This window comes from Ruegeria profundi (assembly GCF_001507545.1).
GTDB classification, from domain to species: domain Bacteria; phylum Pseudomonadota; class Alphaproteobacteria; order Rhodobacterales; family Rhodobacteraceae; genus Ruegeria; species Ruegeria profundi.
Window position 1 is genome coordinate 129626 of the sequence record NZ_LQBP01000009.1, and the last position, 14021, is coordinate 143646.

Annotated in this window: 15 protein-coding genes; 13 read left to right on the forward strand and 2 right to left on the reverse strand. The window is 57.1% G+C overall.

Features of this window, described 5'->3' with window-relative positions:
* Positions 1-13 precede the first annotated feature (13 nt).
* The gene (locus tag AVO44_RS16845) at positions 14-3079 is read left to right on the forward strand and encodes an aminotransferase class III-fold pyridoxal phosphate-dependent enzyme (protein WP_068339389.1); all 3066 of its coding nucleotides are present in this window, start codon (positions 14-16) and stop codon (positions 3077-3079) included.
* A gap of 31 nt (positions 3080-3110) precedes the next feature.
* On the opposite strand, the gene hemP is transcribed toward AVO44_RS16845, so the two are convergent.
* A complete protein-coding gene (gene hemP, locus AVO44_RS20765) occupies positions 3111-3278 on the reverse strand; it encodes a hemin uptake protein HemP (RefSeq protein WP_082677529.1) in 168 nt (55 codons plus the stop codon).
* A 219-nt stretch (positions 3279-3497) separates the two neighbouring features.
* On the opposite strand from hemP, the gene gph reads away from it, so the two are divergent.
* The 12 genes from gph to AVO44_RS16900 all read left to right on the forward strand — a co-directional run bounded on the left by gph (position 3498) and on the right by AVO44_RS16900 (position 11834).
* Positions 3498-4163 (forward strand): phosphoglycolate phosphatase, encoded by a 666-nt coding sequence (gene gph, locus AVO44_RS16850; RefSeq protein ID WP_068339392.1) that lies wholly within the window; start codon positions 3498-3500, stop codon positions 4161-4163.
* 680 nt (positions 4164-4843) lie between these two features.
* Positions 4844-5515, forward strand: a complete 672-nt coding sequence (locus AVO44_RS16855) for an urease accessory protein UreD (protein ID WP_233422010.1) — start codon at positions 4844-4846, stop codon at positions 5513-5515.
* Between the two features lies 1 nt (position 5516).
* Positions 5517-5819 (forward strand): urease subunit gamma, encoded by a 303-nt coding sequence (locus AVO44_RS16860; protein ID WP_068339396.1) that lies wholly within the window; start codon positions 5517-5519, stop codon positions 5817-5819.
* Positions 5820-5833: 14 nt separating this feature from the next.
* Positions 5834-5995 carry a peptidase M23 gene (locus tag AVO44_RS21130; protein ID WP_157770015.1) on the forward strand — a complete coding sequence of 54 codons (162 nt, stop codon included), beginning with the start codon at positions 5834-5836 and terminating at the stop codon, positions 5993-5995.
* Positions 5992-6297 carry an urease subunit beta gene (locus AVO44_RS16865; RefSeq protein ID WP_068339399.1) on the forward strand — a complete coding sequence of 102 codons (306 nt, stop codon included), beginning with the start codon at positions 5992-5994 and terminating at the stop codon, positions 6295-6297. The genes AVO44_RS21130 and AVO44_RS16865 overlap by 4 nt, the downstream gene beginning before the upstream one ends.
* Positions 6297-8006, forward strand: coding sequence for an urease subunit alpha (ureC, locus tag AVO44_RS16870; protein ID WP_068339402.1), 1710 nt, complete (start codon positions 6297-6299; stop codon positions 8004-8006). The genes AVO44_RS16865 and ureC overlap by 1 nt, the downstream gene beginning before the upstream one ends.
* A gap of 17 nt (positions 8007-8023) precedes the next feature.
* Positions 8024-8476: an urease accessory protein UreE gene (gene ureE, locus AVO44_RS16875; RefSeq protein ID WP_068339405.1), complete on the forward strand. Its 453-nt coding sequence runs from the start codon at positions 8024-8026 to the stop codon at positions 8474-8476.
* The gene (locus AVO44_RS16880) at positions 8460-9113 is read left to right on the forward strand and encodes an urease accessory protein UreF (RefSeq protein ID WP_205626553.1); all 654 of its coding nucleotides are present in this window, start codon (positions 8460-8462) and stop codon (positions 9111-9113) included. Before ureE ends, AVO44_RS16880 begins: the two co-directional genes overlap by 17 nt.
* Positions 9110-9754: an urease accessory protein UreG gene (ureG, locus tag AVO44_RS16885; RefSeq protein ID WP_068339409.1), complete on the forward strand. Its 645-nt coding sequence runs from the start codon at positions 9110-9112 to the stop codon at positions 9752-9754. Before AVO44_RS16880 ends, ureG begins: the two co-directional genes overlap by 4 nt.
* A 169-nt stretch (positions 9755-9923) precedes the next feature.
* A complete protein-coding gene (locus tag AVO44_RS16890; protein WP_068339412.1) occupies positions 9924-10508 on the forward strand; it encodes a TetR/AcrR family transcriptional regulator in 585 nt (194 codons plus the stop codon).
* A gap of 133 nt (positions 10509-10641) precedes the next feature.
* Entirely contained in the window at positions 10642-11208 is a 567-nt protein-coding gene (locus AVO44_RS16895; RefSeq protein WP_068339414.1) for a carboxymuconolactone decarboxylase family protein, read from the forward strand.
* Between the two features lie 74 nt (positions 11209-11282).
* The gene (locus AVO44_RS16900) at positions 11283-11834 is read left to right on the forward strand and encodes a thioredoxin family protein (protein ID WP_068339417.1); all 552 of its coding nucleotides are present in this window, start codon (positions 11283-11285) and stop codon (positions 11832-11834) included.
* Between the two features lie 441 nt (positions 11835-12275).
* Here the strand turns inward: AVO44_RS16900 and AVO44_RS16905 are convergent, their stop codons facing one another.
* A complete protein-coding gene (locus AVO44_RS16905; protein WP_068339420.1) occupies positions 12276-13901 on the reverse strand; it encodes a Na/Pi cotransporter family protein in 1626 nt (541 codons plus the stop codon).
* Positions 13902-14021 lie beyond the last annotated feature (120 nt).

Genomic DNA, 14021 nt, shown 5'->3' on the forward strand with positions numbered 1-14021 from the left:
GACAGCAAAGCGTATGAGCGACATGACTGCATTCTGGGCGGATGCTCTGCGCGCCCATTGGGGGCTGGACGCCAAATTGACGCGGCTGGATGGCGAATATGACCTCAACTATTTGGTTCGGGCCACCAACGGTCAGGACTATGTGCTGAAGGTCATGCGCCCGGGATGCCCGGCAGAGGTCGTCGACCTGCAAATCAAGGCCTTGACCCATATCGCCACAGAGGCGCCGGGTCTGCCGTTTCCCCAGGTTTACCCGGACCTTAACGGATCATTGCTGCCAGAGATCGCCGATACCGAGGGACAGACGCGGTTGGTCTGGCTGCTCGAATGCCTGCCGGGGCGGTGCTATGCCACCGCGGCGCCAAAACCCGAGTCGTTGATCCTGAAGCTTGGCCGCGTTCTGGGTGCAACCGACAAGGCACTTGAGCGGTTCGCGCATGACGGGTTGCATCGCGCCGATTTCAAATGGGACCTGACGCAAGCGGGTTGGATTTCTGATCATCTTGATGCGATCAACAATCCTGCACGCCAGGCTGTGTTGTCAGACATTTGCGACAGGTTCAATGCGATTTCTGATGCGTTGGCGGGATTGCCCAAACAGGCCATCCACAATGATGCCAATGATTACAACATCCTGGTTGACGGTGAACTGGGTCAGCGCCAAAGCGTCTCGGGCCTGATTGATCTTGGTGACATGTGCGCCGCACCGCGTGTCTGCGAACTTGCTATTGCGGGGGCCTACATCGTACTGGATCACCCCAAACCGGAACGAGCACTTGCCGCTTTGGTGCGCGGATACCATGCCGCCAATCGGCTGCGACCTGGTGAGGTCGACCTGATATGGCCGCTGCTGCGGATGCGGCTGGCGGTGTCCGTCGTGAATTCGACCCTGATGGCAGCAAAGAACCCGGACGACCCATATGTGACTGTCAGTCAGGCCGCAGCTTGGCGCTTCCTTGAGAATACGGGTGTGAATGGCGACCTCATGGCGGCGCGGCTGCGCACGGCCTGTCATCTGCCGGTCACGGACGGCGCGCAGCGTATCCATGCCTATCTGTCCGAGCATCGTGGCCAATTTGCCCAGATGCTCGGACAGGATCTGAGCGATGTGCCTATGGGTTCCCTCTCTGTCGAAAACTCAACCTGGCCGCAAAACCCGTTCCACATGCCGCTGGACGAAGCCGCACACGTGGGCGAGGAATTCGGCGACGGTCTGTGGCTGGGCTATTACAATGAACCGCGGCTGATCTACACCGAACCCGGCTTTCGCAAGGGGCCGTGGAAGGCCTCGGACCGGCGGACTGTTCATCTGGCAGTGGACGTGTTTGCGCCTGCAGGAACCGTTCTGCACGCTCCGATGAGCGGTCGTGTCGAAGCGGTTGAGAACCGCGATGCGCATCTGGATTATGGCGGCGTCGTGATCCTGCATCATGAGACGCCGGAAGGTGATCCGTTCTATACGCTCTACGGCCATCTTGACCCAGAGGTCTGCGGCAGGCTGAAACACGGTGATCCGGTGGCGCAGGGTGCGGCCTTCGCCCAGCTTGGGGATGCCAGTCAAAACGGCGGCTGGGCACCGCACGTACATTTTCAACTGGCGCTGAGCACGGATGGAATGCAGGCAGATTGGCCGGGTGTTGCTGATCCGGATGAACTGGACCTGTGGCACGCGGTTTGCCCGAACCCGGCGGCGTTGCTGAACCTGCCGGACGATAAGGTGTTCTATCAACCGACCGACAAACAGGCGATCCTGCAAGGGCGGCGGAACCATTTCGGCGGCAACCTCAGCCTGACCTATGACGAACCGGTCATGCTGGTACGCGGCTGGAAGCATCACCTGTTCGACGAATGGGGGCGGCCTTATCTGGACGCGTATAACAACGTCCCTCATGTGGGCCACGCGCATCCGCGCATTCAGGCGGTGGCGGCGGATCAGCTAAAGCGGATGAACTCGAACACCCGGTATCTGCACCCCGCGCAAACGGCCTTTGCCGACAAGGTGCTTTCCAAACTGCCCGATCACTTAGAGGTCTGTTTCTTTGTCAACTCCGGCACTGAGGCGAACGAGCTGGCCTTGCGCCTGGCCCGCGCCCATACCGGGGCAAAAGGCATCGTCACGCCGGATCACGGCTATCACGGGAACACCAACGCAGCCGTTGCGATTTCGGCTTACAAATTCAACAAGCCGGGCGGGATCGGTCAGGCCGACTGGGTCGAACTGGTTGAGGTCGCCGACGACTATCGCGGGTCGTTCAAACGCAACGATCCGGACCGCGCCGAAAAGTTTGCGAACCTTGTGGATCCGGCGATTGCCGCATTGCAGGCCAAGGGGCACGGGGTTGCAGGGTTTATTGCAGAAACTTTTCCTTCGGTCGGCGGACAGATCATTCCTCCGACAGGTTACTTACCCGCTGTCTACGAAAAAATCCGTGCCGCTGGGGGTGTTTGCGTTGCTGACGAAGTGCAGACAGGACTTGGGCGATTGGGCGAATACTATTTTGGCTTCGAACGCCAGGGCGCGCTGCCGGATATCGTTGTTTTGGGCAAACCCATTGGCAACGGGCATCCGATGGGCGTGCTGGTTACAACAAAAGAAATCGCGCGGAGTTTTGACAACGGGATCGAGTTCTTCTCGACCTTCGGCGGTTCGACCCTGTCCTGCCGGATCGGCAAAGAGGTCTTGGACATCGTGGATGACGAAGGCTTGCAGGACAACGCATGCATTATGGGTGCGCGCCTGATGGACGGGTTGCGCCAGATTGAGGCCGATTTCGGATGTGTCGGCGACGTTCGCGGGATGGGTCTGTTTCTAGGGGTCGAATTGATCAACCCCGATGGATCAGAGGGCTCCGAGATTTGCAAATACGTCAAAAACCGGATGCGCGATCACCGCATTCTGATCGGCAGCGAAGGGCCGAAAGACAACATTCTGAAAATTCGACCGCCCCTGACCATCGAGAGCGAAGATGTGGATATGATCCTTTGGGCCTTGCGTGACGTTCTCAGCGAGGTTGGTGACTACGCGCCCGCCCCGGCCTGCGATCATGACCATCACCATTCAGGTTGTGGATGTTGCTGAAGAACAAACCCACCCCGCGAGGAACGTGCGCTTACTTTGTCAGGATCAACTTACCGGCGCGGGTGATGCGCAGGGTGTACAGCTGGTCGCCCAGTTCAATATGGGCCAGCTTGCCGCCTTTGGTCAGATCTTCTGCTTTGTGGGCAGGCAGCATTGATACTGCATAATGTTGGCCGGGATTCGGGTTCTGTACATTCATCAGGACAACTCCAGAGATTCTCAGGCGAAATGCCTTGGTCTGTTCGCGTTACTGTTTCTGGCTGACCCTGATGGGTTGGCTGCGGTCTTTGCCGCTAATCTGATTAAATTAGTCAGGTTAGTCAAGGCCTGCTTCTGATAATTCCCACGCCCAGTGCGATTGTGCCGGGATATCAATCAGGATACGTCTTGGCCCGAGCAAAATTTCACGAGGACTCTGATGACTGCAACAATCATGTTCGATCTGGACGGTACACTTGTCGACAGCCTGCCGGACATTGCGGCAGCCGCGAACAGTATGTTGCAGGATATTGGTGTCGAATCCCTGCCGCAGGACCGTATCAAGCAGTTTGTAGGCAAGGGCCTGCCCAACCTTGTGGAACGCGTAATTCACCATTGCGGGTTGCCGATGGAAAATCACGGCGATCTTACCCAACGAACCCTGGCGCATTACAACGCCGCCTCAAGCGATAAAACCGTCACATATCCCGGGGTGCTGGAAGCCCTTGGTCAACTGCGCGACATGGGTTGTGTTATGGGAATCTGCACCAACAAACCCGAAGGCCCGGCGCGCCACGTGCTCGACGCGCTGGGGCTGGCCCCGCATTTCGATACTGTCATAGGTGGGGACAGCCTGCGCACTCGAAAACCGGACCCCGCGCATCTTGAGGCCAGCTTTGCTGCGGTCACCTCTACCGGCCCGAGGATATTTGTCGGCGACAGCGAAGTGGATGCCGAAACCGCCCAGCGCGCACAGGTGCCGTTCCTGTTGTTTACAGAGGGGTATCGCAAATCTCCGATCTCCGAGATTCCGCATACCGCAAGCTATAGCGACTCATTGAAACTGCCAGCGCTTGTCACGCAAATCCTCGCCTCGACAAAGTAAAACGCACAGGAATTTTCGAGGGGATATCGAAACGGGTCTCGGCCGGTAACTGAGGGGCTGGCCGAGGGGGTAAGTAGCCAACCCCTCATAGGGGAAAAGTGATATCGTCCGATATGACCCGTTCGATAAATTACAGTTAATGGCTCCTGTCGGGACGCGATATAGGGGGTTTCCCGTAGCTCGGCAGACAAGCTTGAAATCAAAGAAGTTTTTATTGCCTCGATGAGCTGGATCGGCCAAAAATGCGCCCAATATTTCCTGCCAAGCCAACAATTACCGTCAAATTCACCAGGTGGCACGATCACTGCACGGATCGGACGTGGCCCTGGCGAAAAGACCAGGCACAGGAATTCGCTTACCCGGCCTGTCTCGCTTAAATTTCGCGCAATCTAGGCGCATTTGCTTAAAATTTGATCATAACAGCAGGAAATCCCATCTGTCAGCACGTTGAAGAATAGAGTTCCAACGCGGCACCGTTGAAACAAAAGGCACATCACATACGCCGCAGGTCCGCCATCACCCACCTCGCCTCGATATTGCCCAAACAGGGCGACGCGCCCCCTCGTGCACATGGCACCGTACGCTTAAGCACGAAGATCAGGGGTGGAAGGACGGTACTGGATGGATTTCGCCAGTCAGGTTCATTCAAATGCCTCTTTCCGCGCAGCGCCGAAAACGGGTTGGACGCGGTTCTACTGAACACCGCAGGCGGGATCACTGGCGGGGACGCGTTTCGGTTCAGTGGTATTGCCGCTGAGGGTACAACCCTGACCTTGACGACCCAAGCCTGCGAGCGGGTCTACAAGGCACATCCAGGCCCATCTGGGCACGTCATCAATCAACTGCGCGTCGACTCCGGTGCTCGGCTGAACTGGTTGCCGCAGGAAACCATCTTGTTCAACGGCAGCGCGCTGGAGCGACGCCTGATCATTGACCTTGCACAAACCGCATCTGCACTGATGGTTGAACCGCTTGTCTTTGGGCGCGCGGCTATGGGCGAGACGCTGGCCGATATCCGCCTACACGACCGGATCGAGATTCGGCGCAACGGCTTTCCTGTTTTCCTGGACGCCACCCGTTTCGCGGGCGACCTTACCACGCACCTGTCCAAACCGAACATTGCTGATGGTGCCGGTGCCATGGCGCTGGTCGTATTCGCCTCGTCCACGGCTGCGGGACATTTGCGCCCGGTTCGGCAGATGTTGCCTGATAACGCTGGCGCAACGTTGATCCGAGACGACCTGCTTGTGGTCCGGATGCTGGCAGACAACAGCTTTGCCCTGCGCCAGGCGCTGATGCCGGTTTTGCACCACCTTAACAACTCTTCTCTGCCTCGATGCTGGATGATTTAAAATGAACCTGACCCCCCGTGAAAAAGACAAACTGATGGTCGCGATGGCCGCTGAGGTAGCCCGCAAGCGGCTGGCCCGTGGCGTCAAACTGAACCACCCGGAAGCGATCGCGCTGATCACCGACGCCGTGGTCGAAGGCGCGCGTGACGGGCGTTCGGTCGCTGACATGATGCAAGCCGGGGCCGAGGTAATTACCCGCGCGCAATGCATGCAAGGCGTCCCCGAGATGATTCACGAGGTCCAGGTCGAGGCCACCTTTCCCGACGGCACCAAACTGGTGACCGTCCACAACCCCATTCGCTGAAAAGGAATCCCGAAATGACCCGCATGTTGTTCCCTGCCCTGATCCTGGCTGGCCCTGCGACGGCTCATACCGATACGCATATACATGCGCATGGGCCTGACTACGGCACATTGGGCATTGGCCTTGCGGTGATCGCCTTGATTGCAGCGGCCTTCGTTTTGAAGCTGCCAAAATGATCCCAGGAGAGCTTTTCCCAGCCAAGGGTGAAATTACCCTGAACGCGGATGCTGTCAGGGTCACCTTGATGGTTGCCAACACGGGTGACCGACCGGTGCAGGTGGGGTCACATTATCACTTTGCCGAGGCCAATCCGGCGTTGGAGTTCGACCGCACTGCGGCCTACGGTCTGCGTCTGGACATCGCGCCTGGCACCGCCGTGCGCTTTGAACCCGGCCAAGCCCGCGAAGTTTCGCTGATCCCGATTGGCGGGGCACGCAAAATCTATGGGTTCAACCAAAAGGTCATGGGGCCGCTCTGATGCCAGCAAAAATCAAACGCTCTGACTATGCCGCAATGTTCGGCCCCACCACCGGCGACAAGCTGCGACTAGCCGATACCGATTTGATTATCGAGGTCGAGCGCGACCTGACCACCTATGGTGAAGAGGTCAAGTTTGGCGGCGGCAAGGTGATCCGCGACGGCATGGGGCAATCACAGGTGACCCGTGCTGAAGGTGCCGTGGATACTGTCATCACCAATGCCCTGATCGTGGATCATACCGGCATCTATAAGGCCGATGTGGGCCTGAAAGACGGGCGCATTGCCAAGATCGGCAAGGCCGGGAACCCCGACACGCAGCCAAGCGTCGACATTATCATCGGCCCCGGTACCGAGGCCATAGCTGGCGAAGGACGTATCCTGACTGCGGGCGGCTTCGACAGCCATATCCACTTCATCTGCCCGCAACAGATCGAAGATGCGCTGCATTCCGGCCTGACCACCATGCTGGGTGGTGGCACCGGCCCGGCACATGGAACGCTGGCCACCACCTGCACCCCCGGCCCCTGGCATATCGGACGTATGCTACAGGCGGCCGATGCCTTTCCGATGAATCTGGCCTTTGCGGGCAAAGGCAACGCCTCGCTGCCCGCTGCGCTGGAAGAACAGGTCAAGGCCGGAGCCTGCGCCCTCAAGCTGCACGAGGATTGGGGGACCACCCCCGCCGCCATCGACTGCTGCCTCTCGGTCGCTGACGCGATGGACGTGCAGGTGATGATTCACACAGATACGCTGAACGAATCCGGCTTTGTCGAAAACACCGTGGCCGCCATGAAAGGCCGCACGATTCACGCCTTCCACACCGAAGGCGCAGGCGGGGGCCACGCGCCGGACATCATCAAGATTTGCGGTGAGACCCACGTTCTGCCTTCATCCACCAACCCGACGCGTCCCTTCACCGTAAACACGGTCGAGGAGCATCTGGACATGCTGATGGTCTGCCATCACCTCGACAAATCCATCCCCGAGGACGTGGCCTTTGCCGAAAGCCGCATTCGGCGTGAGACCATCGCAGCCGAGGACATCCTGCACGACATGGGTGCGTTCAGTATCATTGCCTCCGACAGCCAGGCCATGGGTCGAGTCGGAGAGGTTCTGATCCGCACCTGGCAAACCGCAGACAAGATGAAGAAGCAGCGCGGGCGGTTGGCCGAGGAAGCCGGCGACAACGACAACTTACGGGTTCGTCGATACATCGCCAAATACACGATCAACCCGGCAATTGCCCACGGGTTGAGCCATCAGATCGGCAGTGTTGAAGAAGGCAAACGTGCCGATTTGGTGCTATGGAGCCCGGCCTTTTTCGGCGTAAAGCCCGAAATGGTTCTGCTGGGTGGCACCATCGCCTGTGCTCAGATGGGCGATCCGAATGCGTCAATCCCCACGCCGCAGCCAGTTTACAGCCGTCCGATGTTTGGCGCCTATGGCCGCTCGGTCGAGCAGTCAGCGATCACTTTTGTCTCTGCCGCAGCGCAGGCATATGGGATTGGTGATACACTGGGATTGGCGAAACAAACCGTCGCCGTGCACAACACGCGCACTATCGGCAAGCGCGACCTGATGCTGAACGATGCGACGCCCCAAATCGACGTCGACCCCGAAACCTACGAAGTGCGCGCCGATGGCGAATTGTTGACTTGCCAGCCCGCCGAAGTGCTGCCGATGGCGCAACGCTATTTCATGTTCTGAGATTTAAGGAGGCCCAGATGACCACCGCGATCAAAACCGCCCGCATCTATCATGATCACCACCACTCTCAGGCCCATGCTCAGGTCTCACTGGACTATGACGGGCGTTTTCTACGCCGCAAGATGCTGGCCACAGATGACGGCGAGTCCTTCCTGGTCGATCTGGCGCAAACAAAGTCGTTGGACCATGGCGGCGTTCTGGTTCTGGAAGACGGGCGCGAGATCGAGATCGTCGCCGCACCCGAAGACCTGCTGGAGGTGACCGGAGATAATCTTTTGCGGCTTGCCTGGCATATCGGCAACCGTCACACGCCCTGTCAGATCGAAGGCAACCGCCTGCTGATCCAGCACGATCACGTCATCCGCGATATGCTTGAAAAGCTGGGTGCAAACATTCGGGAAACCGTTGAACCTTTTACCCCTGAAGGCGGCGCGTATGGCCATGGCAGGACGCATGGCCATTCCCACTAACGCGGATATCCTGACCCTGACACAATGGCTGTCCCCTGCCTATCCGGTGGGCGGATTTGCCTATTCACACGGGCTGGAATGGGAGATCGAATGCGGCGCTGTCGGTACCGTCGCAGAGGTCGGCAGTTGGATCACAGACGTGATCCAACACGGATCAGGCCACAGCGATTGTGTGTTCCTTGCAGCCGCCTACCGGGCAGAAACACCAGAGAAGCTGGGTGAGATCGACCGAACGGCGCGCGCCTTCTGCGCCTCGTCAGAACGGTTGTCAGAGACTGTTTTGCTGGGCGACGCTTTCTGTACCGTCACCTCGGATGTGTGGGCGCTGGACCTTAGTAAGCTGACCTACCCGGTCGCCATCGGCCATGCCGCTGCGGCACAAAAACTTCCCCTTGGCCTGACGGCGCAAATGTTTCTTCAGGCCTTTCTGGCCAACCTTGTCGCATGCGCAACCCGGTTGGTGCCTTTGGGGCAAACGGATGCGCAGCGGTTGATCCGTGACCTGACCCCCATGTGCCAGCGGATAGCAAACGAAGCGATTGAAACCGGTCTGAACGAACTGAGTTCAACTGCGTTCCTATCTGATATCGCGTCGATGAAACACGAAACCCAATATTCAAGGATATTCCGAACATGAGCAGTATGAACGGCCCTCTGCGCGTGGGCATCGGTGGACCTGTGGGCGCTGGCAAGACAACACTGACCGCTGCGTTGTCCGAGGCGTTACGAGACAAAGTCTCGGTCGGCGTGATCACCAATGACATTTACACGCAAGAAGATGCCGAAGCGCTGATGCGGATGCAGGTTCTGCCGCAGGACCGGATTATCGGCGTGGAAACTGGTGGCTGCCCACATACGGCCATCCGCGAGGATGCGTCGATCAACCTGGCAGCCGTGGCCGAGATGCAGGCCCGCCATCCCGATGTTGAGGTGGTATTGATAGAAAGCGGCGGCGACAACCTGTCCGCCACGTTCAGCCCGGAACTGGCAGATGTGACGCTTTATGTGATCGACGTGGCAGCAGGTGAGGAAATCCCCCGCAAGGGCGGCCCGGCGATCACGAAATCCGACATATTGATCATTAACAAAACCGATCTTGCCCCGCATGTCGGTGCCTCGCTTGAGGTGATGGACCGCGATGCGACGCGCATGCGCAATGGTCGGCCTTTTGTTTTCTCATCCCTGCGGCACAGAAAAGGCATTGATGAAATCGTGGAAATTCTGGCACGGATCGGGGGGCTGGATATCGCGCAAAGGGCGACCTCGGGCGCTGCCTAGTTACCTCTGGGTGACACGCTGAAATACGCAACGGCCCGAGCAAAGATGGTTTGTTTCGGGGTTATTGCTGCATCCCTGATACGGCAAGTCCTGTCATAAATTCTTACTGCTTGCATTTTCTCAATTTCACGGGCTTGTATATTTATGTACGGGTGTACATATAATCGCCATGACACGCATCGGCCGACCCAGATCATTTGACGAAAAGACCGCTCTGACCGCGGCTATGAATGCCTTTTGGGCAGGCGGCTATAGCGGGACAACTTATCTTGACCTTGAAAAAGCAACGGGCCTGAGACGGCAGAGCTTGACCTATGCTTTTGGAGAAAAGCAAGATCTGTTCCGCCGCGCCCTATCATTGTATATCGACCAACGGGTCACCAAAGCCACTGAGTTGCTTGCAACAGATGCGCCGTTCAAAGACAACCTGCGCGCACTTCTAAAGGCTTGGGAAGAGGACGCGTCATCGGGCAACGGCCGCGGATGCCTCTTGGTACGCTCAACGGCTGAGGTCGGCGCAGATGCGCATATGACGTCAGAGTTGCAACGCGGGGACACCATGCTTTTGCACGCTCTCACGCAAGCTTTCCGTCGGGCTAAAAGCAAAGGAGAGCTGACATCGGAGACGCCGCCAGACGCACTCGCCCGGCTTGTCATTTCGGTTGGTAACGGCGCAATGATCCAAGCCGTTGCGCGCAAGAATCCAAAGATATCACAAACCGCGCACGAGGCGCTTCTGTCACTTATCACTTAGTCATGCCTTGACTGCCACCAGTCGAGGTCAACATCACTCGGGCAATTTATGTTTGCTTGTTCATAATCTTTCGGGTTCCGGCCTCGATTGATTTTCTGGCACCCGCCACCACCTACCGGATTGGAGAAAACGAATGTCAACTTTCACCCACCACTCGATTGAAACCGCCCCAGACGCGGCAAAACCGATGCTACAGCAAGCCGTTAAAGACTATGGCATGCTGCCCGGTCTCTATCAGGTGATGTCGTCGTCACCAGAACTGCTGGAGAGCTATTTCAAACTGCACGAACTGTTTGAGCGCACAGCGCTTTCCGTGGTTGAACGCAATGTCGTTTGGCTGACGATCAATGTTGAACATGCCTGTCACTACTGTGTTCCGGCACACACCGCGATCGCAAAGATGCAAGGTGTCGATGACGCCATTATTTCAGCACTTCGTGACGAGCGCCCCCTTGAGGATTCCCGGTTGGAAGCCTTGCGCCAGTTCACTCTGACCCTGGTGCGCGGGCGTGGAAATGCCCCCAAAGAGGACGTGGAAGCCTTTCTTGCTGCCGGCTTCGAACCAAGAGCTATTTTGGACATCCTCGTTGGTCTGGCGCAGAAGGTTCTGTCAAACTATACTAACCATCTTGCTGAGACACCTGTTGATGCGCCTTTCAAGCCATTTGCCTGGCAGAAAGTCGAAATCGCGGCCGCTTAAACGCGATCACTGTTTTCCAATTGGCCTCGCGGCGAAGCGCGGGGCCACCTTTTTCAATTCTTAGGAAGCCAACAATGCTGCTCGACACCCCCATTTGCGATTTTGGATGGAAGGCGCCTGACTTCACCTTGCGCGATCCGGATGGCCATGCATTCACCATGTCCCAAAATTTAGGAGAAAACGGCCTGCTGGTTGCTTTTCTGTGCAACCATTGCCCATACGTTCAGGCCATCGCGGACCGTTTAGCGGAAGACACCAGCACTTTGCTTGACGAAGGCATTGGCGTTCTTGGTGTAATGTCCAATGACTACCATGCCGTACCAACGGACGGACCCGCATACATGCGGTCATTCACGGCCCGGTCAGGCTGGCGTTTTCCGTATCTGATCGATGAAGACCAGTCCGTTGGCAAGTCTTGGGGTGCGGTTTGCACGCCAGATTTCTTCGGATTGAACGCTAAAGGTGAACTGCAATACCGCGGTCGCCTGGACAACACCCGGCTTGACACCACCTCGAACCGCACTCGGGAACTTGTGGAAGCCATGCGCCAGATATCACAAAGCGGTCACGGACCGGAAAAACAAATGCCATCCATGGGATGTTCAATCAAATGGCGAAAGATGTGATCAACGGTTCCCAATCGGCACCAAAATTTTCCCGCATAGAACAGGGCTACAACATCGCGTTGGCGGTTGGTATGCACCAGACTGCGGCACCCGCTGCTATACGAACCCAAGCGTAGGGGATTGGTGCCTCAATCGGGAAGTCGTCAAAATTCAGGTAGGCATCCCCGGATACCGACGGCAGTTTCAGAAGCCTCGAGATTGGTCCTTACTGTAACAGAATGAGACCGATCTCTTGCACGCAAGTTTTGGCAGATAGCCAAGATATACACTTTGTGGTGGCCAACACTTAATCCTCACCAAGGTATTGTTAGGTTCTGGAGTGAGTGGCTTTTGGATACGGAAAGCGACTACCATGAGCCCAGCACCTACTAGAATTCGCGACCAACGTGTGTAGGCGCATTAAAAAACTATCTTGTAACCCAGCAGGCAGATTGACTTCGGCTAATCGTCTTCAATTTCAATCCGGGCTTCTTTGTGCATCGACAGCGAAGTTGTACCGGCCTCGATCGCATTCAAATGAACCCGTATGCGCCAGAGGTGATAAGCAACGCGATGCAACCACCGCATGGCATCCACTTGTGTGATCGCATCTTCATCTGAAATCTTGCCGTTAATGGCAGCTTCGAACAGGTGGACTCTCAGTACCTTACGCTGCTCACGGAACAAGGTTCTGAGCCGATTGAAAAGATCCTGCAAACCGGGAAAATCATCTGGGCTGTTTGGGCGCGCTTGCTTGGAGGTGGCGCCTGCCAGGATGCTGCGGCACCGACGCAATCTGTGTGAAGCACCAAGAGCGGACGTGCGATCAAATTGCCCACATCGGTACAAAAGGCGAAAGAGGTGGTCCAATGCGTGAAGTACCGACGCGACGATGGGGCCGAGCTCTTGGTTTCCTGCCAACGGTGGCATTTTGTCCAGGTAGGATTGAAGATCCAGAAGCGCCTCTTCCAATTCTTCGTGATCCGGTGGTCGTGAAGGCCAGTGAGTCAACATTCCCATTGACTGATTCAAGTGGTCACAGACCGCTGTGTTGAGCTTGAAAAGCGTGTGCGTGGCCGCCTCGACCGCAAGAGTGGGTTCGGCAAACAAGGACGGATCAAGTTCGTTGGACAAAGTCGTGCCACGCTCAGGAACCAACCACTCGATAAGTCGGGCAAACGGCCGCGCCACGGGAAGTACAAGCAGAACTCCGAGCGCGTTAAAAAAGGTGTGAAACGCAACAAGTGCGATCTGACCATTGCCGTCGACGGTCCACGCTGTGACCCAGGTCGCAAATGGGCCAAGTATAAAAAATGCCAGAACGCCCGTCATGAAGTTGTAGATCACATGAGCAAGACCCGTTCGCCGTGCCATCGTGCCACCACCGACCGAGGCTAGCAGGGCAGTCAAGGTCGTGCCGACATCCATTCCAATGACGAGTGCTGCCGCTTGGGGAAAACTGATGGCTCCGGCACCCAACGCCGCAAGCGCGGCAGCCACCCCGGCACTCGAGGATTGGGTGACAACGGTGATTGCAAACCCAATTGCGACCAGTTGCAGTCGCCCCAGCATCGTATCTGGCGGAAAGACTGAGGGGGTCACAACGCCTTCAAACGCGGCCATCCCATCTTTCATCAGATCAATGCCGACAAAAATCAGGCTGAACCCTGCCAGCGCCTGGCCGGTGAGCGCCACGTTCTGTCGCCGGGACAGGCGCAGCAGCGCGCCAAAGAAAATGAACGGCAACACGACTTCACCCAAATCCAGTTTGAACCCAAGCAGCGCAACCATCCAACCCGTGATTGTTGTTCCGATATTTGCGCCGAAAATGATGCCCAAGGCTTGAGGAAAGGTAAGAAGGCCAGATGCCACAAAGCCGACCGCGGCAACCGTTGTCGCGCTAGAGGATTGAATGACCGCGGTTGTCAGGGCGCCCGTTGCTGCTCCACTCAAAGGCGTTCGCGTAAACCTTGCCAGGAAGGAGCGCATTGATTTGCCGGCAAGTCCCTTCAGTCCCTCAGTGAGGAGAAACATCCCGAACAAAAAAATGCCGACGCCACCGAGCGCAGAAAGAAAACTCCATAACATAACGCAAACCTACCGCTAATTCGCATTCCAAAAAATCGCTTGGGTCCAATTTTGGTGGATGCAAAGATTGATCGCGACCCGAAAGGCCACTGCTTGTGATCCGCTGACAGCACTAAGCCC

Coding starts and splice junctions, on each gene's coding strand:
- ureG (WP_068339409.1), top strand. CDS start 9,110: ATGAGCAGTATGAACGGCCCTCTGCGCGTGGGCATCGGTGGACCTGTG.
- AVO44_RS16890 (WP_068339412.1), top strand. CDS start 9,924: ATGACACGCATCGGCCGACCCAGATCATTTGACGAAAAGACCGCTCTG.
- AVO44_RS16895 (WP_068339414.1), top strand. CDS start 10,642: ATGTCAACTTTCACCCACCACTCGATTGAAACCGCCCCAGACGCGGCA.
- gph (WP_068339392.1), top strand. CDS start 3,498: ATGACTGCAACAATCATGTTCGATCTGGACGGTACACTTGTCGACAGC.
- AVO44_RS16860 (WP_068339396.1), top strand. CDS start 5,517: ATGAACCTGACCCCCCGTGAAAAAGACAAACTGATGGTCGCGATGGCC.
- ureE (WP_068339405.1), top strand. CDS start 8,024: ATGACCACCGCGATCAAAACCGCCCGCATCTATCATGATCACCACCAC.
- ureC (WP_068339402.1), top strand. CDS start 6,297: ATGCCAGCAAAAATCAAACGCTCTGACTATGCCGCAATGTTCGGCCCC.
- AVO44_RS16900 (WP_068339417.1), top strand. CDS start 11,283: ATGCTGCTCGACACCCCCATTTGCGATTTTGGATGGAAGGCGCCTGAC.
- AVO44_RS21130 (WP_157770015.1), top strand. CDS start 5,834: ATGACCCGCATGTTGTTCCCTGCCCTGATCCTGGCTGGCCCTGCGACG.
- AVO44_RS16905 (WP_068339420.1), bottom strand. CDS start 13,901: ATGTTATGGAGTTTTCTTTCTGCGCTCGGTGGCGTCGGCATTTTTTTG.
- hemP (WP_082677529.1), bottom strand. CDS start 3,278: ATGAATGTACAGAACCCGAATCCCGGCCAACATTATGCAGTATCAATG.
- AVO44_RS16845 (WP_068339389.1), top strand. CDS start 14: ATGAGCGACATGACTGCATTCTGGGCGGATGCTCTGCGCGCCCATTGG.
- AVO44_RS16880 (WP_205626553.1), top strand. CDS start 8,460: ATGGCCATTCCCACTAACGCGGATATCCTGACCCTGACACAATGGCTG.
- AVO44_RS16865 (WP_068339399.1), top strand. CDS start 5,992: ATGATCCCAGGAGAGCTTTTCCCAGCCAAGGGTGAAATTACCCTGAAC.